This window comes from Streptomyces sp. HUAS MG56 (genome assembly GCF_058673395.1).
On record NZ_CM178722.1, the window covers coordinates 409,672 to 431,988 of the forward strand.

A 22,317-nucleotide genomic window follows, 5' to 3' on the forward strand; every position below is an offset into this window, starting at 1 on the left:
ACCCGACAACCGAGCGAAAGGAACGACAGGTGAAGGACATACGGCACCCCGCACGCCACCACAGCCGCGGCCCCGGGCGTCTGGCCGCCCTGCTGCTGACGCTGCTCGCCATCGTGGGCCTGACCAGCGGCACCACGATGGCGGCGGCCGATGACAGCCCGGCGCACCCGGGGCGGACCCAGGTCAGGGTTCCGGCCTCCGCCATGGACGCCGTGGCGGCCATGCAGCCCAGCTGGAACCTGGGCAACACCCTGGACGCCATCCCGGACGAGACGTCCTGGGGCAACCCCCCGGTCACCAAGCCCCTGTTCGACACCATCCGCGCGCAGGGCTTCCACAGCGTCCGCATCCCGGTCACCTGGACCGACCACCAGTCAGCCACCGCGCCCTACACCATCGACGCCACGTACATGAAGCGCGTCAAGCAGGTGGTCGACTGGGCGCTGGCCGACGGCCTTTACGTCGTGCTCAACGTCCACCACGACTCGTGGCAGTGGATCGCCGACATGGCCACCAACCACGACAAGGTGCTCGCCCGCTTCGACGCCTCCTGGTCGCAGATCGCCACCACGTTCCGGGACGAGCCGCGCACCCTGCTCTTCGAGAGCGTCAACGAGCCGCAGTTCAACAACGCCACGCCGGCGCAGAAGACCCAGTTCCTGAACGAGCTGAACACCTCCTTCCACAGGGTCGTCCGCGCCACGGGCGGCGGGAACACCAACCGCCTGCTCGCCCTGCCCACGCAGGGCTGCACGCCCGCGCAGGACCTCATGGACGACCTGTCCACCACGATCGGGGCACTGCACGACCGCAACCTGGTCGCCACCGTGCACTACTACAGCTGGTACCCGTTCAGCGTGAACGTCGCGGGCGGCACCCGGTACGACGCCTCCGCCCAGAAGGACCTGACCGACGCCTTCGCCCGGATGCACGACACGTTCGTCGCCAAGGGCATCCCCGTCTACCTCGGCGAGTACGGCACACTGAGCTGGCCCGACTACAACCATCCCGACCCCATCGAGCGGGGTGAGGGACTGAAGTACCTGGAGCAGCTCGGACACCAGGCGCGGGTCGCCGGGGTCACCACCGCCCTGTGGGACCCCTTCTCCTACCTGAATCGCTCCACCCTCAAGTGGCGTGACCCCGCCCTGTTCGCCTGGATCAAGTCGAGCTGGACCACCCGCTCGGGTACCGCCTCCCTCGACAAGGTCTTCGTGGCGAAGTCGGCCCCGATCACGGCCCAGTCCCTCACCCTGAACCCTAACGGCACCACCTTCCGGGGCCTGTGGCAGGGCAGCAGGAAGCTGGTCGCGGGACGGGACTACACCGTGTCCGGCGACCGGCTCACCCTCACGCCCACCGCGCTGACCCGGCTGACCGGCAATCGCGCGTACGGGGTGAACGCGACGCTCCAGGCCCGGTTCTCCCGCGGGCTGCCCTGGAACATCGACGTCATCACCTACGACACCCCGGTGCTGTCGAACACCACGGGCACGAGCGGCTCGTTCGCCCTTCCCACGCAGTACCGCGGTGACGTGCTGGCGACCATGGAGGCCGCGTACGCCGACGGCAGCAACGCCGGCCCGGCCGACTGGACCCCGTACCAGCAGTTCAACCAGTCCTTCTCGCCCGACTACGCGGGCGGCAGGATCACCCTGACCTCCGACTTCTTCAAGGCGGTGCACGACAACGCGCCGGTGACGCTGAAGTTCCACTTCTGGAGCGGCGCCATCGTCACGTACCACGTGACGAAGTCCGGAAGCTCGGTGACCGGCACGGCGTCCTGACCGACCGGCCCGCTGCCCTGGTTGCCCGCCCCGTGCCGGGTGACCAGGGCACATCCCGTGTCCCGACGCGACCTCACGCCTCCTTCGGCGGAGCCGTGCTCTCCCGGACGGTCAGGGTGGTCGCGATCTCCAGTCCCGCCGGCGGCACTTCCTCACCGCGGCCGAGCGCCAGGGCCAGTTCGGTGGCTGCTGTGGCCATTTCGGCCAGTGGCCGCGGTGTACCCGTGCTCGCGCGTGAGCTGGGTCTTCACCACCAGATCGGACGTCGTCGGCAGGGCGGCCTCCGCCAGAGCGGAGAAGTAACCAGACAGCCGGGCGCGACAGAAGGTGTGGTCGGGCCCGCTGATCACGGCGATGCGCCGGTGTCCCAGTTCGAGCAGCTGCCGCGTCGCGGCCTGTCCGCCTCGCCAGTTCGTGGCACCGACGAACGGAACGCCCCTGGCCTCCAGTTCCTCCCGCTCCGCCTCGGAGCGCTGCGCCACCGACAGCAACACCGGGGCCGCCGTCCGACCGTGTCGTCGATCCGGACCGAGACGCCCGCGGACTCCGCAATGTACGCGTTCGATGGGGGCAGTTCCACTCCAACCTCGTCCATACATCCCATGTCGCTATCCATCACGAGGGCAGCTTGTCGGTCAACTACCGCTGTTTGTCAACAACATGCGTCACGGGACTCGACAGAAGCGACACCAACGTCCGTTAATTCATCCAATGTCTTGGCAGACGACCGAACAGGAGGATCTACGTTGCCGGAATCCACGTCACGCAGAGCGGTACTCGCCGCCATGGCGGCCATGACGGTGGCCACCGCGGTCGGTTCCGTCACGGTGGCGGCACCCGCGTACGCCGCGCCCGACGCGCCCGACGCGCCTCTGCCGCTGCCTGCCCTGCGGATCCCGAGGACCGACATGGGGGTCGAGCAGCAGCCCGATTCCACGATCAAGTGGCTCCAGGACGCCAAGCTGGGCATGTTCATCCACTGGGGCGTGTACTCGGGCCCGGCCAAGGGCGAGTGGTGGATGCACAGCGCCCCGGTCACGCCGGCGGACTACCGGAAGTACGTCACCGACGCCACCGACGAGCAGTTCACCGCGGACGCCTACGACCCAGCGGCCTGGGCGCGGCTGGCCAAGGACTTCGGAGCGAGGTACGTGACACTGACCACGCGCCACCACGACGGTTTCGCGCTGTGGCCGCTGAACCACCCCAGCAGCTGGAACTCAGGGCAGGCACCGCTGGGCCGTGACTTCGTCAAGGACTACGTCGCGGCGGTACGGGCGGCGGGCCTGAAGGTGGGCCTGTACTACTCGCCGATCGACTGGCGCTATCCCGGCTACTACGACGTCCGCGGCACCCACTGCGCGCCCAACCCCTGGAACTACACGACCGATCCCGCGCACAAGGAGAACGCGCGGGTCATGAAGACCGAGGTGTACCAGTCGGTCAAGGAACTAGTCACCCGGTACGGCCCGATCGACGACCTGTGGTGGGACGGCGGCTGGGTGGCGGAGCAGGGCAGCGACGCGGACGGCGCGTTCTTCTGGGAGCCCGGCCGGTACCGCGACCCCGCCAACGAGTGGCCGGTGGACGCCATCTACGGCGAGACGGACGGCGACGGCAGGCCCCTCGGCCTGATGGGCATGGTGCGCAAGCACCAGCCCGGCATCGTCGCCACCTCACGCTCGGGCTGGACGGGCGACTACGCCAGCGACGAGGGCCCTTCCGTCCCGAGCGGGGCGATCCGCACCGGCCTCGTCGAGAAGGTGTTCACCGTCGACGGCACCTGGGGCTACAACTCCGGCGCCACTGTGATGAGTTACGGCACCGCCATGGACATCCTGGTCAACTGCTGGGTGCGGAACATGACCGCGATGGTCAACGTCGGCCCGGACCGGCACGGCACGGTGTCCGACGCCCAGGCCGGCCTGCTGCGGCGGATCGGCACCTTCATGGCGTCCTGCGGCCGGTCGGTCTACGGGACCCGTGGCGGCCCGTGGCACCCGGTCGACGGCCAGTACGGCTTCACCTGCAAGGACGACACGTTCTACGTGCACCTGCTGCCCGGATACAGCGGAACCTCGTTCACCACCCCGTCGCTCGGCGACGCAAGGATCGTGCGGGCCTTCGATGTGCGCACCGGTGCCGGCCTGGCGTACTCGGCCGACGGCGACGGCCGGGTGACGATCACCGGCATCGACCGCACCGCCCATCCCGAGGACAGCGTCGTCGGCGTCACGCTGGACCGGTCCGTGCAGCCGGCCGACATCGCCGTCGGCCGGACGGCGACGGCCGACAGTGAGGAGTCCTCGAAGGGCAACACCGCCGCGAGGGCAGTGGACGGTTCCACCTCGACCCGGTGGTGCGCGGCCGACGGCGGCACCGGCCACTGGCTCAAGGTCGACCTCGGCTCGCCCCGGTCGCTGACCGGCACCCGCATCGCCTGGGAACTGGACGGGACCAACTACCGCTACACGATTGAGGGTTCCGTCGACAACCGCAGGTGGAGCACGCTGGCCGACAACACGGCCACCACAAGCACCAGTCAGGTCCAGGTGGCCCTGTTCCGGACCCGGGCACGGTATGTGCGGGTCACGGTCACCGGGTTGCCTTCCGGGGCATGGGCCTCCATCCGCAACTTCGAGGTCTACGAGCGGCCCTTCTCCGCCGAGCTGGGATCGTAAGCACCGGCGAGCCGGCCCAGGGGGCTTCGGCCGCGACAGCCGGAGCCCCGATTCCCGGGAACACCATCAGGAGGTGACGAAGACCCGGACGTCCCAGGCGCCTAGCCTCACCGGCGTGCCGACGGCGATCACACTTCCGTCGAGGACGTCGGTCAGCTCACCGGGCGCACGGACGGCGGCTTCCTGCCAGCTCCAGTTGTGCACCACGTGTGCGCGTCGCCCGTCGGGGCAGGTGCCGGTCGTCACGGTCACGGACGCGGGCAGGGTGCCCCATCCGCTGCTGGGCGTGGGCACCAGCCACTCGGCCAGTGCCCGGGCCGTGCCGCGTCCGGGCACGGTACCGACGCAGGTGACACGGCCCGCGCCGTGGCGGCGGGTGGTGATCGCGGGCCAGCGGCCGAAGTGCGGGTGCTCGTACTCGGCGAGCACCTCGGCGTCGACCACCGTCAGTCCGTCCACCCAGTGCCTCGCGGTCCCGCCCTCGGGCAGTGCGAGCGGGCTTCCGGGCACGGCGCGGAGCGGCAGCTCGGCGGGCAGGTTGCCGACCTCGTCGTACCAGACTCCGGCCGCCGCCACGAGGCGTGCGGGGGCCTGCTCGTGCCGCGCCCGGGCCTCGTGGTCGGCGTAGCCGGTACGGGGGCCGAGGACCAGGTGGCCACCGGCGTGCGCGTACTGCGCGAGCCAGTCCAGGGTCGCGTCGTCGGCGATGTACAGCCCGGGGACGACCAGCACGGGGTGAGCGCGTGCGGCCTGGTCGGGTGCCATGCCGCCGCTCCCCCGGCCTTCGGCCAGGGGTACCCTCACGCCACGGGAGCCGTGCAGCTGGCGGGCGTGGAAGATGCGCACCTGGCGGCCGGCGTCGAACGCACCCCGGTAGAAGGGGTCGAAGATGCGCTGGTACGCGGCGGGGTCCGGGCCGCCGTCGGCAGTCGCGAGCGGCGGGTACTTCTGCATCAGCCATTTGGTCGGCATCGAGTAGACCATGGCGATGTCGGCATCCGGCTCGATGCCGGCGACCAGCGCCCCGGCGGCGTCGAACTCCGCGCCGAGCCGGGTGAGTTCGCCGTACACACGCCCCGGACGGCCGCTGTGCGGCAGGATTCCGCCCCAGTGGGTCTCCGCGCCGAAGTGCAGCGTGTGCCAGTGCCAGTACTCGACCATCCGCGCCCCGCGTGCGACCAGCGCCCAGGCCGCCTGCCGCCACTGGCCGTCGTAGGCGGGCTTGTTGTCCCAAGGGGCGCCGATGGCCTGGGCGTTGGTCTCGGTGACGAGGAACGGGGCCTGGCGGGAGGAGAACATCCGGTCTCCGCTCTGGAACAGCGCCCAGACACCTCTGGTCTTCCACTGCTGCTCGTGGTCGTCGGGTGTCCGGTCGGGCAGGGCGAGACCGTCCTGCATGTCGTAGTACGGGTTGCCCGCCGTGACGTCCAGGCTGTCGGTCAGCTCGTCGTCCTCCATGGCGGGGTGGCCGTAGGAGATACAGGTGGTGACGAACTGGTCGTCGCGCGCGTAGGCGCGCACGATGTCGGCCTGCCAGGCGACGAACTCGGTCGTCTGCCGCGCCTGGAACGCCCGCCAGGCGAGGTCGTACTGCGGCTGCGCGTTGCCGTCCGGTGTCCACAGGTCGGCCCAGGTCGAGAGCCGGTGCGACCAGTAGACCAGCCCCCATTCGCGGTTCAGGGTCTCCACGTCCCCGTACCGGGCGCGCAGGTGGTCCACGAACCGCTGGAAGACACCGTGGTTGTGCGGCAGCCGCAGGCCCGGCTCGTTGTCCACCTGGAAGCCGATGACCGCCGGGTGGGCGGCGTACCGGGTGAGTATCTCGCGCGTGACGCGCTCCGCGTGGAACCGGAAGGCGGGGTGGGTGAAGTCCACCTCCTGGCGGGCGCCCCAGCCGATGCGCTGCCCGGTGGCCCGCTCGGCGGCGATCTCCGGGTACTGCCGGGACAACCACGGCGGCACGGCGTAGGTCGGCGTGCCGAGGACGACCGAGATTCCGCGTTCGTGGGCACCGTCGAGAACCGGCCGCAGCCAGTCGAGGGCGAACGTCCCGTTCTCCGGCTCCCAGGTCGACCAGACCGACTCACCGACCCGGATGACGGTGAACTTCGCCTCGGCCATCAGATCCAGGTCGGCCCTGAGCCGCTCATGGGGCTGGTACTCGTGGTAGTAGGCGGCGCCGAACAGGACGCGGGCGGGCAGGACGGGCATGAACAGCCTCCGTTGGTCGAAGCGCTTCGACTGCAAAGCGCAGGCCAGTGGAGTCGACACTATTGACGGGTTTTCCTGTATTGCAAGGCCTTGCCGAACGAAGTGGCCCCGGGATTCGGAGAGTTGACATGTCCTTTTGTGCATGGCAGCGTCGATGCGCTTCACCAACCCGTCGCAGCCCGGTACCGTCCCGTCAGGAGGACCACCATGTCTCTGTCCGATCAAAGCTCGGACGAACTCCTCTCCTACCGGCCGGAGGTGTCCGTACCGGAGGACTTCGACGCCTTCTGGCAACAGACCCTGGCCGAAGCACGCGCCCGAGGCGGAGCGGTGAAGGCCGAGCGGGTCACCGAGCGGTATCTGCTGAGCACCGTCGACGTGGACGACGTCCGCTTCCCCGGCTGGAACGGCGAACCGGTGGCCGCCTGGCTGCTGCGCCCGCGCGGCGCGGAAGGGCCGCTGCCGGTCGTCGTCACCTTCCTGGGCTACTGCGCCGGCCGGGGGCTGCCCACCGACCACCTGCTGTGGTCCGCGGCCGGTTACGCCCAACTCGTCGTCGACAGCCGTGGCCAGGGCCACGACACCCCGGACCGCACCCAGGGCGACGGCACACAGTGGGTCGAAGGCTTCATGACCCGCGGCATCGACTCACCCGGCAACCACTACTACCGCCGCCTCATGACGGACTGTGTGCGCGCCGTGGACGCGATCGCCGAACTGCCCGGGCTGGATGCCGGGCGGGTCGTCGTCGCGGGCGGGAGCCAGGGCGGCGGCCTGGCCCTCGCAGTCGGCGGACTCGTCCCGGACCGGGTGGCGGCGGTGCTCGCCGACGTCCCGTTCCTGTGCCACTTCCGCCACGCGGCGCGGACCAGCGGGGACGGCCCGTACCTGGAACTCGCCAAATACCTGCGCTGGCACAGTCCGCACCGCGCCGAGGCGACCTTCGCCACGCTCGACTACTTCGACGGTGTCCACTTCGCCCTGCGTGCGACGGCCCCGGCGCTGTTCAGCGTCGGCCTCATGGACCCGACATGCCCGCCTCCCACCGTCTACGCCGCCTTCAACCACTACGCGGGGACGGACCGGACCATGACCGCCTGGCCCTTCGCCGACCACGGCGGCGGATTCGGCTTCAACACCGCGGAGCAGCTGAAGTGGCTGCGCGAACGCGGGCTGGCTCCGCAGCAGTAGGGGAAGGGGGCCGGAAGTCCGTGTTGAACTGCTGGTAGGGGCTCCATGTGGTGGGGCCGGCGGGGGTGCCGTCGGGGTACGTGGCCTGCACCGTGGCCAGCACATCGCCGCTGAACCGGGTCGGGATCCAGAAGGAGCTGCTCGTCCCCGTGGTGGCCGACAGCACGGGCGGGCGGGACGCGATCACGCTGGTTGAGTGCGGCCGCCTTCAGGTCAGGCGGTTGCCGGACAGGGTGTAGTCCCGGCCCTTCACCAGGTCTGTGCCGCCCTGGCGAAGTCCGCGGAAGGCGGCGCCGTTCGGGCTCCGGGGACGAAGACCATGTCACACCACGCACCAGTCGATCGCTGACATGGAGCGGCTCAGGCAGCAGGCTGACGGTGTGTCACGAGACGAGGACGTCGTCGCGGCCTACGCCCGTCTGATGGAGCACCCCGACGATGCCGTGCGGGAGAAGACCACGACCGACTGGTGTGCCTGGGAGGACGCGGTCCTGTCCGGTGAGACGGGCGGCGCCTTCAGCCCCTACGGCGGCCGTCCGGAAGAAGGCGTGCTGCTGCGCAAGGCCGGCCGGTTGGCCGGTATCCCGGGAGTCCTGGTCCACGGCCGTCAGGACATGGGCAACTCCCTCGACACCGCGTGGCGGCTCCATCGTGCCTGGCCCGGCCCCGAGTCGGTCGTCGTCGAGGGCGCGGAGCATCTGGGCAGCGCGACGACACGCGACCATGTGCTCCAGGCCCTCGACCGGTTCGCGGCCGTGAACCGACTCCGGAAGCGGACTCGTTCCAGCCGTCAGAACTTGCCGGACAGTCGCCAGATCTGGTTCTTCTTGGTGCTGAGGGCGCCGGCCGGGTCACACGTCCACTGGTGGATGAGGGCCCCCGGAGCGGTGGAGACGTCGCTGACGTCGACGCACTTGCCGCTGTGGACCGCGACGAGTTGGTAGTCCTTGTTGTTACCGAGTGCGGTGACGGGGTTGAGGGTGAACTGCTGGTTGGCCGCGCCGCTGCAGGTGTACTGGATGACGGCGGCGCCGTCGGCGCTGGACGCCCCTGAGACGTCGAGGCACTTGCCGCTCAGCTCGTTGAACACGGTGTAGGTGTTGGTCTTGCCGCTCACCGGCTTGAGGTCGAGCATCTGCTGGTAGCCGCCCTCGCAGTGGTACTGCTGGTACTGGGTGCCGTTGGCGGTGCTCAGGTTGGTGTCGTCCAGGCACTGGCCGCTGTTCTCGCTGACGGCGACCGTCGAGACGGTGGTGTTGGACGGCGGGAGCAGGGTGACGGTGTAGCCGTCCTTGGCGTTGCTCCAGGGGATGCTCACCGAGGCCGCGTTGTCGCTGACGCTCAGGGTGGTGTCGGAGATCGTCTCGGGCCCGGTCACCGCGGCGCCGCCGTTGTAGGGGACGCGCTGGACGACCGCACGGACCTTGCCGCTCTCTACCACCGAAGTCGTGTTGAGACCGGTGAGGTTGACGGTGAGATTGCCGGTGTTGCCGTTGCTGCCGAGCAGGATCTTGGCGTTCTTGGCGGTGTTGTCCTTGGTGGCGAGGCCGTCGGTGTTGGTGCCCGGAGTGAGGTTGACGATGTTGCCGGTCTGCGAGCCGTAGTAGCGGTACATGAACCACTCGCCCAGCGGCAGGTACTGGCCGGAGCTGTTCTTGGTGAGCAGGTTGGCCTCGTCGTCGTGCAGGTTCGTACCGGAGGCCCAGTTGCCGCGCAGGCCGTCGGCGCCGGCCCGCTCCAGACGGCCGATGAACCAGGCGCCACCGCCGGGGTTCTGCTGGGAGAGCGCCGCGTACTCGTTGATCTGGTACGGGCGGGTGTTGGTCAGGCCTGCCGCGGCGAGGGTGGAGTTGGCGCCGACGACGCCCGGGACGGGGTCCGCGGGTTCGTCGTGCCAGCTGTAGATGTCGGGGGCGACGTTGTGGGCCTTGACGTAGTTGAGGTAGGTGGTCCACCAGGTGTTGGAGGAGGTCGGCTGGCCCGCCATGCTGGGGCCGACGATGAGCTGGCCCGGGAAGGCCGCCCGCACCCGGGCGTAGAAGCGCGACCACATCTGCAGGTACTGGCTCTGCGAGGGGGCCCAGAAGCCCCTGCCGTCGGGCTCGTTCCACAGGTCCCACTCGACGGTCATGTGGTTGGCCTTGACGTCGTTGATGAGCTGCGTGACGAAGTTGTCGAACTTCGTCCAGTCACCGTTGTCGCCGGGCCAGTCCTGGCTGGTGGTGCCGTCCGCGCCCCACAGGTCGTGCGGCAGCAGCACGAAGGTGCCGCCGAGGGCCGCGGTGCGCTTGTACTGGGCGAGCGTGGCGTTCCAGCGGGTCTGGTAGTCCGCGAGGCTCGTGCCGTAGCCTCCCCTGTTGAGCTGGGCGCCGCCGGCCCGCATGAAGTGCCACTTGATGTCCTTGAAGAAGTGGTCCTGCGGCAGTGACCCGTCCGGGGTCATCCCGTAGATCATGCCGGAGGCGCGGTAGGTGGGCGCGCCTCCGGCTGTCGCGAAGTCCACCGTGACGCCGGTGTCGGCGGCCTGTGACGGGGCTGCGGGCACCAGCGTCGCGGCCAGGGCGGTCAGCAGGACGGCGACGGAGGGGACCGTTCGGCGTCCGGTGCGGGTGGTGGGGCTGGGGTGTATCCGGAGCGATTTCATGATGCGGCTCCCACATGAGTGTGGCGACCCCCGGACGGTCCGGGGGCCTTGGGGGAGGCAGCCGGTCAGTGGCTGTCTCGGTGTGCGTGTGCTTCGGCCAGCAGGAGATAGCTGCTGGCGGTCCAGGTGTAGGCGCGGTCGCGCAGGCCCGTGCCGGTGAGGGCGTCGAAGTTCTCGGCGAAGCCGTGGGTCTCGCACAGGGCACGGAAGCGTGCGCTGATGTCGTCCGCCAGCCGGTGGTGGCCCGCGCGGCGCAGACCGTCCTCGACGAGGACGGTGGCGGGGGCCCAGATCGGGCCGCGCCAGTAGCCGTCGGCGAGGTAGTGCGGTGAGGTGGTCAGTTCGGTGGCGAGGCCGTACGGGGTCAGATGGGCCTTGATGTGGTCGGCGAGCGTGCCGGCGACCTCGCCGGGCAGGTGCTCGCCCAGCACGATGGGCATCAGGTCGAGGAGGCTTGAACTGCTCCAGGTGTCCCCGCCGGCGACGCCTTGGGCGACGAATCTGTCCCCGCTCCAGAGCTGCTCCAGCAGTGCCGTCTGGGTCTCCTCGGCCGCCCGCGTCCACCGGCGAGCCTCGTCGTTCCTGCCCAACTCCACTGCCAACTGTGCGAGTTCGTGTAGCTGGAGGACGAGGAAGGCAGCCAGGTCCGCGGTGACGACCACCCGCTCGGGGTCGAAGGTCGTGGCGTTGTCCCAGCCGCTGTCGTTGCCGTGCTGGTAGTGGGCCAGTTCGGCGCCGGGGGCCCGTCGTGCGGTGAGCCAGAAGTCGGTCCAGCGCTCCAACCGGCCGTACACCTCTGCCAGCTCGGTCTCGCCGGGAGGTGTCGGCAGACGGCGGCGCAGGTGGCCGAAGGCCCAGCCGTGGATGGGTGGCTTGACGAAGTTGTAGAGCACCTCGGAGTGGGTGACCGAGTCGGGCAGGGCGCCGCTGTCGTCCTGGTGGTCGAAGGGCAGGGCGAACTGGTCCAGGGCCAGTTCGGGACAACCGGGCGCCAGGGCAAGGGCGTTGAAGCAGTGGTCCCAGCTCCAGACCTTGTCCATCCAGTGCTTGGACATCAGCACGGCGGGTCGGGTGACCAGACCGGTCGGTCGTACGGTCGCCGACCAGACGACGTAGGCGGCCAGCTCGGCGGCCGGGGTGGCGGACGAGCGCCAGGGGGCCACGGCCTCGACGAAGTCCCTGAACCCTCTCTTCGCGGCCTCCACGATCTCGCCGAAGGGCGCCGAGGACGCGTAGGGCGGACGAGAGGTGCCGAGTTCCTCGATCGCCAACTCCCAGGTCCCGTCCGCCGCGGCGGTGACGGCGAGTCCGCGGTCGCCGCTGCCCAGGGCCTGGGTTCCGGTGGGGTCGGCGAGGGCGCCGGACAGCACGGTGACGCGGTACCGGCGTCCGGTCTCGTACGAGGTGAACACGTGCCCGTTCGCTGCCGGGTCGTGGAAGAAGTACGTTCCGCTGAACGGGGTCAGGGTCTGCGTGGCGGCGAAGACGCCGATGCCCAGGCCGCTCCCCCGCAGCCGCACGGTGTCCGGCGACTCGTAGGCGAGGTCGACGTGCCCGCCCTCGCCGGTCCAGCTGAGCAGGCCCGGTGTCGCCTCGACGCGGGCCTCGGCCCGCTCACCCGTCGCCGGGTCAAGCGGGACCAGGCGCAGGACGCCGTGCATGCCGTTCTGGTGCGAGACGAGGTGGAGGTCCTCGGCGTACGTCTTCTCCGCCACCACGGGCGAGATGTCGAACCAGGAGCCGTACGTGCTGAACGGTATGTCGTGGACGGAGAAGGCCGGGCCGGTCGGGGCGGCGGTCATGTGGTGTGACTCGTTTCTCGGGCAGGGGGAACCGGCCGACTGGCGTGCAGCCGGAGCGGTCGTGACGGGAGGGAGGGGCTCAGTCCTTGACGGCGCCGGCGGTCACGCCGGCGGCGACGTAGCGCTGGGCGAGGACGAGGATCACGGCGGTCGGCAGCGAGGCCACGACGGCGGTCGCCATGATGGCGTTCCACTGCTGGTTGTTGTTGCCGATGTAGTGGTAGATGCCGAGCGTGATCGGCTCGTGGGCGCCGCCGCCCGCGAGGGTGCTGGCGAAGACGAAGTCGGACCAGGACCACAGGAAGGCGAACAAGGAGACCGTGACGACGGCGTTGCGGCTCATCGGCAGCACCACGGCCCAGAAGGTCCGCAGGGCCCTTGCGCCGTCCATCTGCGCGGCCTGGATCAGCTCGCCGGGGATACCGGACATGAACGCCGTGAAGATCAGGACGCCGAAGGGGACGGCCAGGGTGGAGTCGGCGACGATGAGGCCGGGGACGGACTGGAGCAGGCCGAGCTGGAGGTAGATGGCGTAGAAGCCCATCGCCATGATGATGCCGGGGATCATCTGGGCGGCCAGCAGCACGAAGCTCAGGATGCCGCCGCCGCGCGGGCGCAGCTTGGCCAGAGCGTAGCCGGCGGGCGCGGACAGGGCGACGGTCAGGACGACGGTGCCCAGGCCGATGACGAGGCTGGTGCCGAGGTAGGGCAACTGCTCGTCGAGGACGGTGCGGTAGCCGGACAGGGTGGCGTGCACGGGGAGCAGATCGGGTGGGCTCTTGCGCATGTCCTGGTCGCGGGTCAAGGACACGTTCAGCATCCAGTACACCGGGACGAGCATGATCGCGGTCAGCAGAACGCCGACGGTCGTCTTCCACCACGTTCGGCTGGTGCTCCGGTTCATGACAGCGCCTGCTTCCGCTGGACCCGGACGTAGACCAGGCCGAAGACGAGGGCGGCGACCACGAGCAGGTTGCCGACGGCCGCTCCCGGGCCGAAGGCGGGCAGGAGGTTGCCGAAACCGAGCTGGTAGGACCAGGTGGCGAAGGTGGTGGACGAGTCCGCGGGGCCGCCCTTGGTCATGATCCAGATGATGTCGAAGACCTTGAGCGTGTAGACCAGCCCGAGCAGCAGGGTGATCGCGGACACCGGGCGCAGCAGCGGGAAGGTGACGCGCCAGAAACGCTGCCAGGCGTTCGCCCCGTCGAGGGCGGCGGCCTCGTACAGGTTCGCGGGGATGGACTGCAGGCCGCTGTAGAGCACGACCAGGTTGAACGGGACGCCGATCCAGATGTTCGCGATGATCACCGAGGTCAGCGACCAGGACGGTGAGGTCAGCCAGTTCACCGGCGCGATGCCGACGGCGCTCGCCAGGGCGTTGACGACGCCGGAGTCGCTGTTGAGCATCCACGACCAGGTGGAGGCCGACACGATGAGCGGCAGCAGCCAGGGCACCAGGAACAGGGCGCGCAGGGTGGCCGACAGCCGGAAGTGCTGGTTGAAGAAGACCGCGAGGGCCAGGCCGATGGCGTACTGGAAGACCAGGCACACGGCGGTGAAGACGGCCGTGTGGAGCAGGGCCGGGGCGAAGGTCGGGTCGTCGAAGACGGTCTGGTAGTTCCTCAGGCCCGTGAAGGGCGCGTTGCCCTGTACGAAGGAGCGGACGGTGTAGTGGCGCAGACTGAGGTCGAGGTTGCGGTAGAGCGGATAGGCGTAGAAGAGGGCGAGGTAGACGGTCACCGGGGCGAGGAATCCCCAGGCGGCCCACTGCTGGGAGGTCGGACGGCGGCGTGTCCTGGTGCGGGCCGGGGGCGGGGCGGCGGTGGCCGCCCCGTCCCGGACGCGCGTGGCCCGGTGGTCCGGCGGATGGGTGGTCTGTTTCATCGGTCCCACCTCACTTGACCGCGTCCTGCGCCGAAGTGAGCGCGTCCTTGGGCGACTTGGAGCCGCTGAGGGCGGACTGGACGGCCTTCCACATCTGCTCGGAGATCTTGGGGTACTTGGTGCCCAGGCCGTCACTCGTGCGCCCCTTGGCCGACTTGACCGCGTCGACCCATGGCTTCAGCGCGGCGTTCGCCGCCACCTGCTTGTTCTGGACCTCGCTGGTGGGGGCCACGTAGGACAGGGCGGTGTCGGTGTCGTAGACATTGCCGTTGCTGGTCAGGCAGGTGGTGAGCTTCCGGGAGGTGGTGTAGCGGGCGGTGTCGTCCTGGACCGGGATGGTGACGAACTCGCCGCCGGTCGGGGCCGCCGCGTTGCCCCCCGCGGCGGCGGGGATGGGCAGCACCCCGTAATCGAGCCCGGCCTTCCCCGCATTGGCGAGCTGCCAGGTGCCGTTCTCCGCGAAGGCGTAGTCGCCGCCGGCGAACTCCTGCCAGCTGGTGGTCTGGGTGTTGTTGAGCACCGAGTTGGGGGCGTAGCCCTGCTTCAACCAGTCCGTCCACAGCGACAGGGCGGACACGGCCTGCGCGGAGTCGAGCCCGGTCAGCTTTGCGCCCGCGCCCCAGAACCATGGCAGGAACTGGAAACTGCCCTCCTCCGTGCCGATCGCCGAGAACGTGACGCCCTTCTTGCCCGCCTTCTTGACCTTCGCCAGCGCCGCCGTCAGCGACGTCCAGTCCTTGACCGAGGCGATGTCCACCCCGGTCTCCTTCAGCACCTTCTTGTTGTAGTAGAGGGCCAGGGTGTTGGCGCCGATCGGCGTGCCGTACGTCTTGCCGCCCGACTGGCCGGCCGCGAGCAGGTTGGGGTCCACCTTCGAGGTGTCCAGCCTGGTGTCCTCGGTCGTGGTGAGCACGCCCGCCTCGGCCAGGGTCGACACCACCGGGTTGTCCACGATGAGGACGTCCGGCGAGTTGCCCTGCTGCGCCGCCAGCAGCGTCTTGTTGCCCAGGTCGCTGGTGTCGAAGGCGGTCCGCTTGATCTTCACCCCGGCCTCGGTGCCGCACCGGTCCAGCAGCTTCGCCCAGGCCGAGCCCTTGTCGAACTGGGGGTACGGGTCCCAGACGGTGTACGTGCCGCTGCCGGCACCCTTGGCGTCCGTGCTGCCCGAACCGGAGGAACAGGCGGTGGCGCTGACGGCCACGGCCAGGGCGGTCAGGGCCGCGGCGGTCAGACGACGCTGTCTGGAGGAGTGGTTCATTACGAGTCCTTTGTTCTGGGCATGACAGAAACAGGGCCAGGGGTGACAGGAGAGACGGGCACGGCGAACTGCACCGTTGAGCGGTTCGAGCGCCCGATGGTGTGACGAGGGCTGAAAGGGGGTTGCGTGGGGGTGCGGTCAGGGCGTCGTGCCGGACACCGCGTCCGCGGCGGGCGTGACTCCCGCGGGCCCGGTGCTGGCTCGCAGAGAGATCGGCGGCGTGAGGAGATGGTGCCGGGGCGGTGCGCCGGGACGGTCGAGCCGCTCCACCAGCAGGTCGACGGCGTGCCGGCCCATCTCCGCCGCCGGTACGTCCGCCGCCGTGAGCTGCGGGGTCACCGTCTCCGCCCACCGGCCGGCCACCACCCCGGTGACGGAGAAGTCGCGCGGCACATGGCGGCCGGCCTGGGCGAGCCCCCGGTAGAGGCCGCCCAGAGCGGCCTCGTTCAGCGTGACCAGGGCTGTGGTGGCCGGGTCGTCGCGCAGGATCTGCTCCACGCATGCCTGGCCCGACGCGGCGTCGTCCCCACAGCAGTACGTCCGCACCGTCAGCCCGCGCTCGGCCGCGGCCTTGGTGAAGCCGTCCAGGCCGCGGTGCGCGGACTCGTACCCGGCCCGCAGCAGCTGCTCGGGACGGTTGACGAAGGCGACCCGGCGATGGCCGAGATCCGCCAGGTGGTGCACGCACGCCGCCGCCAGCGCGGTGTGGTCCAGGCTCACCCACCAGCCGTCCTCCGGGTGGGCGGTGCGGCCGATGGCGACGGAGGGGAAGTCCAGCGCGGCCAGGTGATCGACCCGGTCGTCCTCCAGCCTGATCTCCATCAGGATCGCGCCGTCGACCCGCCGCTCGCCCAGCAGCCGCTGGAAGGAGCGGTCGCTGTCCACACCGCTCGGGGACAGAAGCACGTCGTAGTCGTAGGCCGCGGCGGCCTCCACCACACTGCCGATGAAATCCAGCTGCATCCCCGTGTAGTGGTTCCCGGCCGGCGGGAAGACCAGACCGATCGTGCTGGTCCGGCCGTTGGCCAGCGCGCGGGCGCTGGCGCTGGGCCGGTAGCCCAGCTCGTCGACGACCTGCTGGATCTTCCGGCGGGTCTCCTCCGACACCGGGCGCTTGCCGCTCAGCGCGTACGACACGGTGCTCCGCGAGACACCGGCCCGCTTGGCGATCTCACCGATGTTCACGGGAACTCCTTGCTCGAACCGGTTCGCTGCTCCGGGAGGAACATAGCGCCGGGCGCCTGGGGTGGGAACGGTGAAGAGGCGAATTCCGCATTGTCGAACCGGTTCGCATGAAGTGAAGGTAGGAATCGCACGTAGGGCCTGTCAACACCCTCGACACAATCCGGTAATCCCGGGCCGGAGTCGGATCCGGAGCCGGTAGATCGCGTCGAGGGGATTGCTGGCCAGGTCGCCCGGTGCTAGCTTCGCCGAACCGGTTCGACAAGGTGTGGCGTAGATGATCTGACGGTTCGACGTATACCGGTATTGAAGGATTGAGGACGCGATCCATGCATTCCGCTGACGGATCCGCCCGGTGCCGCGCGCCGGGCGCCGCGACACCGACTCCCGGCGCGGGCCTGCCGGCCGCCCCGGCCGTCCCCGCAAAGGCGGCCGAGGCGCCCCAGCCCGCCGCCCACTACACCTTCGACCAGGGCGACCTCGCCTCCGGCGAGATCGCCGACAGTTCCGGCAACGGCCTCACGGCGACCCTGGTCAACGCCTCCACAGCCCGGTCCGTCGCGGGCACGGACGGTGGCAAGGCGCTGGCCCTGCCCGGCGGAGCACCCACCTCCGACGGCGCGTACGTGCTGCTGCCTCCCGAAATCCTGGACAGCGCGAGCGACTTGACGGTCTCCGTCCGTGTGAAGTGGGGCGGTGACAAGTCGCCCTGGCAGCGGATCTTCGACCTGGGCACCGACACCACCCGTTACCTGTTCACGACGCCGTACGACGGCAGTGTGCTGCGCACCGCGGTGACCACAAGTGGAGGGGGCGCGGAGGCGCAGGTCTGCGGTCACGCGCCGCTCCCTGCCGACGGTTGGCGGACGCTCACCGTCACCCTCGACACCGCCGCCCGGCGGATCACCACCTACCTCGACGGTGTGGCGGTCTCCTCCGCCGAGACGACCGTCAAGGCCAAGGACCTGCTGGGCAGTTCGGCCACGACCGCCGGCTGCATCGGCAGGTCCTTCCACCAGGACCCCCTGTTCCAGGGCGCGATCGACGACTTCACCGTGTGGCACGCGGCGCTCAGCCCCGAGCAGGTCGCCGGCATGGTCGGCAACGTGCCGACCCTCCAGCAGCTCTCGCAGGTGTCCTTCGACGCCCGTACGACGACCGGGACGGCCCCGTCGCTCCCCGCCGCGATCCACTCCTCCTTCTCCGACGGCTACGACCGCGACACACCGATCACCTGGGACGCCGTTCCGCCCGGGAAGTACGCCCGCCCCGGCAGGTTCACCGTTGCCGGAACGGCGGCCGGGCGCGCCGTGCAGGCGACCGTCACCGTGGTCCGCGAGGGCGAACTGACCGTCGGCCTGCACTCGGACACCGGCGCGTTCCACGGCGGCGCCTCCGGCGCCCTCTACGGCGTGTACGGGCCGGGCGTCCCCACCAACAACCTCATCGAGGGCATGGGCCTGCGTACGGTCTCGACGAAGGCGCAGGACGGCCCGCAGCACCCCGGTGCCGACGCGCTGGAGGTGGTGAAACCGCTGGCCGACTCCACCGACGGCGACGTGTACACCTACATGACCGACATCCACCGCGGCTTCCCGTACGAGTGGCCGGGCGCCACCCCGCAGGAAAAGCTCAACCTCTACAGGGAGAAGCTGGCCCAGCAGGTCGACCAGGTTCTGCGGCTGCCGGAGCCGTACCAGGACAACATCGTCTTCGTGCCGTTCAACGAGCCCGAGGGCAACATGTTCGGCACCGGTGAGTGGAGCTACGACAAGGTCAGCTGGCTCGCCGACGCGGATGCCTACTTCGCAGCATGGGACGACGTCCACAAGCTCATCAAGGGGAGGATGCCCGGCGCCCGCATCGCCGGGCCCAACACCAGCGTCCTGTACGACCAGGTGAAGGGCTTCCTCACGCATGCCCTGGCGTCGGGCACCCTCCCGGACGTGATCACCTGGCACGAGCTGAGCCACCCGGAGGCGGTGCGCCGGAGCGTCGCCACGTACCGGGCGTGGGAGAGGGAACTGTTCAAGGGCACCGCCAAGGAGGGAACCCGGCTCCCGGTCAACATCAACGAGTACGCCTTCAACTACCACACCTCCGTCCCCGGCCAGATGATCCAGTGGATGTCCGCGATCGAGGAATCCAAGGTGGATGCCGACATCGCGTACTGGAACGTCGACGGCAACCTCTCCGACTCCGCGGTGCAGTCGAACCGGGGGAACGGCCAGTGGTGGCTGCTGCACTCGTACGCCTCGATGAGCGGACACACGGTCGAGGTGACCCCTCCGTTCCCGGGCGAGAACTACACCATGCAGGGTGTCGCCACGCTGGACGAGACGAAGCGACAGGCCCGGCTGATCTTCGGCGGCTCCACCGGCAAGGGCCACATCACGTTCGCGGGCGTCCCGGACAAGGTCTTCGGGGACCGCGTGCACGCCTGGGTGAGGGAGATCGAGTGGAGCGGCCAGATCGGCGACAACTCCGGCCCGAAGCTGCTCACGGAGACGAACCTGCGGGTCGGTGACGACGGCACGGTCCTCGTCGAGTTCGGCGACGGCGGGCTGCCGGCGCTGAAGGAGTCCTCGGCGTACGAGATCGTCCTCAGCCCCACCGGGAAGGCGAAGAGCACGCAGTCACCGCCCGTGCGATGGGAGGGGTCGTACGCGGCGCAGGACGCCGCCCACACCGGGTCCGGCTACTCGAAGAACGGCCCGGAGGGATCGCCGCGCGACGTGTCGAAGTTCTACACCTCCGGCGGCTACGACGTGGGCGGCCTGCGCACCGGCTCGGACCTCACGCTCGACTTCACGGTGGACGTACCCGAGGACGGCACCTACGACCTCAGCGTCTTCGCCAACTCCCTCAACACCTGCGACGAGGTGCAGGAGCAGGGCCCCACCAACGTCTTCCTGCGGGTGGACGGCAAGGCTGACAGCGAGCAGGAGCTTCACCTGCCGCTCGGCTACAAGTGGGTGGTGTGGGACCACACCGGCACCAAGGTCCACCTCGCCAAGGGCGAGCACGTCCTGACACTCGCTGCGAAGAGCGCGGACGGCACCCGCGCCACCAAGGGCGACGCCGTCGTCGACCGCCTCACCCTGTCATTGCCCGAGCCTTCGGCCGCCACGCAGGTGTACGAGGGCGAACTGGCCTGGCTGGGCGGCGGCGCGCAACCCGTCTACGGCCTGGCGGAACACACCACGCTCCCCGCCACCGGCTCGGGCGCGGCCCGGCTCCCGAAGAAGGCAACCGCCACGTTCTGGGTCTACTCACCCGCCGACCGCGAGGCCACGCTGAAGGTCGACACCCTGGGCGGCTCGGGCGCCCGGGTCGCCGTCAACGGTCACGATGTCCTGCGTCTGGACAAGGCCGGCGACAGCGTGGCGGTCTCCCTGTCCGGTGGCCTCAACAAGGTGACGGTGACAGGAGGTTCGGCCACCACCCTCGTGGACCGCCTCACGGTCACACCCACCGAGGGCACCCTCAAAGCACGTACGTACACGGCTCAGGACGCCGAGCTCACCGGCTCGGCCACGCTCACCCCGCTCCCGCCGGCCACCGACGGCACGGCGATCACCGGCATCGGCGGCGACCCGGGCAACGGCAACACGGCGACGTTCACCATCGCCGCGGACCGGGCCGGCCTGCACGCACTGCGCATCCGCTACTCCAACCCCGAGCAGTCCGAAGCCACCCACTACAACCCGGACCCACTCGCCCGCCACGCCGACCTCACCGTCAACGGCGGTGACAGGCAGCGCGTGAGCTTCCCGCACAGCTTCCATCAGAACAACTTCTGGGAGCTGACCGTCCCGGTGAATCTCAAGAAGGGACAGAACACGATCACCTTCCGCTCCGAGGAACTCCCGAACTTCGACGGGACCACCTACGCCTCCGACACCTTCCCCGGCGTCCTGCTCCGCTCCCGTTACGCACCGCTGATCGACCGGATCACCGTCGCCCCGTTCGCGCGACAGGTGCGATGAGGTGATCACCACCGGCGACACTGTGACAAGCAGGGAGCGCGGGCAGGCCAGGAGAGGGCCGGTGTTTCGCGCGCCCTCGATGGGGTCAGCCTCCCGATCGGATCAGTCGGACCGCGTCAAGCAGGGTCTTGTGGGCGGCCGTCGAGTCGTCCAGGTAGCCGGCTGCCATCGCGCCGTCGTAGAGCATCAGCAGCGCACCGGCGGCCGACTTGGGATCGGTGTGGCCGAGCCGGGTGAGCAGGTCCTGGAAGAGGGTGCGGATCCAGTCCCGGTGAGCCGTCACCAGGCCGCGGGCCGGGTGGGTGGCGTCCGGGTACCCGGCGGTCGGCCTCGCGGTCGGCGTCAGGCCGACCACGGCCATGACATCGGCCCCAGGTGTGCTGTCCCGGGACGTTGGTGACACGCCTGAAAGCCCCGTGCGTTCCAACGCCGGTTTCGTGCCGCGGCTCGCGCACGAGCTGCGCGCACTGCGCGGGGCGGCGGCAGCCCACCGGGGTCTTCGGGAGCGGGCCCCGTAGGAAATCGGCGGCAACCTTTTCGCTGCCTGCGGCCACTGAACGGTGCACCATCGATTCGATCTTCCGAACGGACGGACATGAAGACACCGAGGCAGGCCGCGCGACAGCGCCGGCACAGACAGAGGCTGATGCTGGGCACCGCAGTGGGGCTGACCGCCGCGGGCGTTCTCGCCTACCTGCTCATGGGGCTGCTTCCCGACCGCAAGGCGGATGCGGCACCTGCCGCGGCCACTTCCGCCGCCAGCGCCCAGGTGAGAGCCGGCAACACGGCCGACAAGGACACCCCGTCCACGTCGGCGACCGCGACCGGCACCTCGACGCCGACGGCTGGTGCGAGCACCACGGCAGCACGACCATCGGCCAACGCCACCCCGCGGCCCTCGCGGACGGCGTCCACCGAGGCCGCTGCACCGTCGACGGGACGGATCCGCCCCGGGGCCACCTACCGAGGGGTCGCCACCGCCTACGAGGCCGGCGACGGAAACGGCGCCTGTCTGTTCGGCCCGAGCAGCGACCTCATGATCGCCGCGATGAACACCACCGACTACGAGACATCCAGGGCGTGCGGCGCGTACGTGCGCGTCCGCGCGGACAACGGCGCCTCCATCACGGTCCGGATCACCAACGAATGCCCGGCTCCCTGCGCACCTGGTCAACTCGACCTCAGCCAGCAGGCGTTCGCCAAGCTCGCCCCACTCGAAGTCGGCCGGACACCGATCATCTGGAGCCTGCTGAGCCCCAGCACGTCCGACACGATCTCCGTCCGGTACAAGACCGGCTCCAGCCCCTACTGGTGCGCGCTCCAGGCGATCGGCCACCGCAATCCCGTCGCGCGGCTGGAGGTCCGCACCGGCAACGGCTGGCGGCAGCTGCCCCGCACCGACTACAACTACTTCGTCTCCGCCGACGGCCGCGGCTGCGGCAGCGCGATCAGACTCACGGACATCTACGGAGAGCAGCTGACCATCAGCGGGATCGCGATACGGCCGAACGTCGAGCAACCGACCCAGGTCCAGTTCGCCAGGCACTGATCCCGCCACCCACGTCCGATCCATCATCCCGGTGACAGCCCGGCCCTGGTCCCGGACCGGGGCCGGGGCCGGGGCCGACTAGCGCGAGGCTCCGCCGGCGCGGGTCGTGCGCCCGGCAGGTCGCCCAGGTCCGCGCGGA

17 protein-coding genes and 1 pseudogene are annotated in these 22,317 nt (G+C 69.8%); 7 read left to right on the plus strand and 11 right to left on the minus strand.

The annotated features are described in order from the left end of the window. Window positions 1–29 precede the first annotated feature (29 nt). Window positions 30–1,787: a cellulase family glycosylhydrolase gene (locus tag AC4OXY_RS02065; RefSeq protein WP_491992982.1), complete on the plus strand. Its 1,758-nt coding sequence runs from the start codon at window positions 30–32 to the stop codon at window positions 1,785–1,787. A gap of 73 nt (window positions 1,788–1,860) precedes the next feature. On the opposite strand, the gene AC4OXY_RS02070 is transcribed toward AC4OXY_RS02065, so the two are convergent. Both AC4OXY_RS02070 and AC4OXY_RS02075 read right to left on the minus strand, forming a co-directional pair. Further along, window positions 1,861–1,986, minus strand: a complete 126-nt coding sequence (locus AC4OXY_RS02070) for a hypothetical protein (RefSeq protein WP_356024903.1) — start codon at window positions 1,984–1,986, stop codon at window positions 1,861–1,863. Beyond that, entirely contained in the window at window positions 1,940–2,386 is a 447-nt protein-coding gene (locus AC4OXY_RS02075) for a hypothetical protein (protein ID WP_491992983.1), read from the minus strand. The genes AC4OXY_RS02070 and AC4OXY_RS02075 overlap by 47 nt, the downstream gene beginning before the upstream one ends. A 147-nt stretch (window positions 2,387–2,533) precedes the next feature. Between AC4OXY_RS02075 and AC4OXY_RS02080 the strand changes: the two genes are divergently transcribed. Further along, window positions 2,534–4,468, plus strand: coding sequence for an alpha-L-fucosidase (locus AC4OXY_RS02080; protein ID WP_491992984.1), 1,935 nt, complete (start codon window positions 2,534–2,536; stop codon window positions 4,466–4,468). Window positions 4,469–4,534: 66 nt separating this feature from the next. On the opposite strand, the gene AC4OXY_RS02085 is transcribed toward AC4OXY_RS02080, so the two are convergent. After that, on the minus strand, window positions 4,535–6,679 hold the full coding sequence (locus tag AC4OXY_RS02085) for a beta-galactosidase (protein ID WP_491992985.1): 2,145 nt from the start codon (window positions 6,677–6,679) through the stop codon (window positions 4,535–4,537). A gap of 207 nt (window positions 6,680–6,886) precedes the next feature. Between AC4OXY_RS02085 and AC4OXY_RS02090 the strand changes: the two genes are divergently transcribed. After that, window positions 6,887–7,870 carry an acetylxylan esterase gene (locus AC4OXY_RS02090; protein ID WP_491992986.1) on the plus strand — a complete coding sequence of 328 codons (984 nt, stop codon included), beginning with the start codon at window positions 6,887–6,889 and terminating at the stop codon, window positions 7,868–7,870. On the opposite strand, the gene AC4OXY_RS02095 is transcribed toward AC4OXY_RS02090, so the two are convergent. Further along, on the minus strand, window positions 7,812–8,033 hold the full coding sequence (locus AC4OXY_RS02095; RefSeq protein WP_491994766.1) for a hypothetical protein: 222 nt from the start codon (window positions 8,031–8,033) through the stop codon (window positions 7,812–7,814). The genes AC4OXY_RS02090 and AC4OXY_RS02095 overlap by 59 nt on opposite strands. Here AC4OXY_RS02095 and AC4OXY_RS02100 point away from each other — a divergent pair. Then, window positions 7,963–8,109: a hypothetical protein gene (locus AC4OXY_RS02100; protein ID WP_491994830.1), complete on the plus strand. Its 147-nt coding sequence runs from the start codon at window positions 7,963–7,965 to the stop codon at window positions 8,107–8,109. The two genes, AC4OXY_RS02095 and AC4OXY_RS02100, sit on opposite strands and share 71 nt — an antisense overlap. Before the next feature lie 114 nt (window positions 8,110–8,223). After that, window positions 8,224–8,622: pseudogene (locus AC4OXY_RS02105) on the plus strand (alpha/beta hydrolase family protein); the annotation flags it as partial. 38 nt (window positions 8,623–8,660) lie between these two features. Here the strand turns inward: AC4OXY_RS02105 and AC4OXY_RS02110 are convergent. The 6 genes from AC4OXY_RS02110 to AC4OXY_RS02135 form a co-directional block, all read right to left on the minus strand. Beyond that, complete coding sequence (locus AC4OXY_RS02110; protein WP_491992987.1) at window positions 8,661–10,514, minus strand: RICIN domain-containing protein; 1,854 nt, start codon at window positions 10,512–10,514, stop codon at window positions 8,661–8,663. 65 nt (window positions 10,515–10,579) lie between these two features. After that, entirely contained in the window at window positions 10,580–12,316 is a 1,737-nt protein-coding gene (locus tag AC4OXY_RS02115) for an amylo-alpha-1,6-glucosidase (protein ID WP_491992988.1), read from the minus strand. A 79-nt stretch (window positions 12,317–12,395) separates the two neighbouring features. Next, complete coding sequence (locus tag AC4OXY_RS02120; protein ID WP_491992989.1) at window positions 12,396–13,220, minus strand: carbohydrate ABC transporter permease; 825 nt, start codon at window positions 13,218–13,220, stop codon at window positions 12,396–12,398. Further along, a complete protein-coding gene (locus AC4OXY_RS02125) occupies window positions 13,217–14,200 on the minus strand; it encodes a carbohydrate ABC transporter permease (protein ID WP_356024923.1) in 984 nt (327 codons plus the stop codon). Before AC4OXY_RS02125 ends, AC4OXY_RS02120 begins: the two co-directional genes overlap by 4 nt. 10 nt (window positions 14,201–14,210) lie before the next feature. Then, on the minus strand, window positions 14,211–15,458 hold the full coding sequence (locus AC4OXY_RS02130) for a sugar ABC transporter substrate-binding protein (RefSeq protein WP_491992990.1): 1,248 nt from the start codon (window positions 15,456–15,458) through the stop codon (window positions 14,211–14,213). A gap of 138 nt (window positions 15,459–15,596) precedes the next feature. Beyond that, window positions 15,597–16,643, minus strand: a complete 1,047-nt coding sequence (locus AC4OXY_RS02135; RefSeq protein WP_491992991.1) for a LacI family DNA-binding transcriptional regulator — start codon at window positions 16,641–16,643, stop codon at window positions 15,597–15,599. Between the two features lie 326 nt (window positions 16,644–16,969). On the opposite strand from AC4OXY_RS02135, the gene AC4OXY_RS02140 reads away from it, so the two are divergent. Further along, complete coding sequence (locus tag AC4OXY_RS02140; RefSeq protein WP_491992992.1) at window positions 16,970–20,629, plus strand: LamG-like jellyroll fold domain-containing protein; 3,660 nt, start codon at window positions 16,970–16,972, stop codon at window positions 20,627–20,629. Between the two features lie 85 nt (window positions 20,630–20,714). Here the strand turns inward: AC4OXY_RS02140 and AC4OXY_RS02145 are convergent, their stop codons facing one another. After that, on the minus strand, window positions 20,715–20,990 hold the full coding sequence (locus tag AC4OXY_RS02145) for a hypothetical protein (RefSeq protein ID WP_491992993.1): 276 nt from the start codon (window positions 20,988–20,990) through the stop codon (window positions 20,715–20,717). 285 nt (window positions 20,991–21,275) lie between these two features. Between AC4OXY_RS02145 and AC4OXY_RS02150 the strand changes: the two genes are divergently transcribed. Next, window positions 21,276–22,178, plus strand: a complete 903-nt coding sequence (locus tag AC4OXY_RS02150; RefSeq protein WP_491992994.1) for an expansin EXLX1 family cellulose-binding protein — start codon at window positions 21,276–21,278, stop codon at window positions 22,176–22,178. Window positions 22,179–22,317 lie beyond the last annotated feature (139 nt).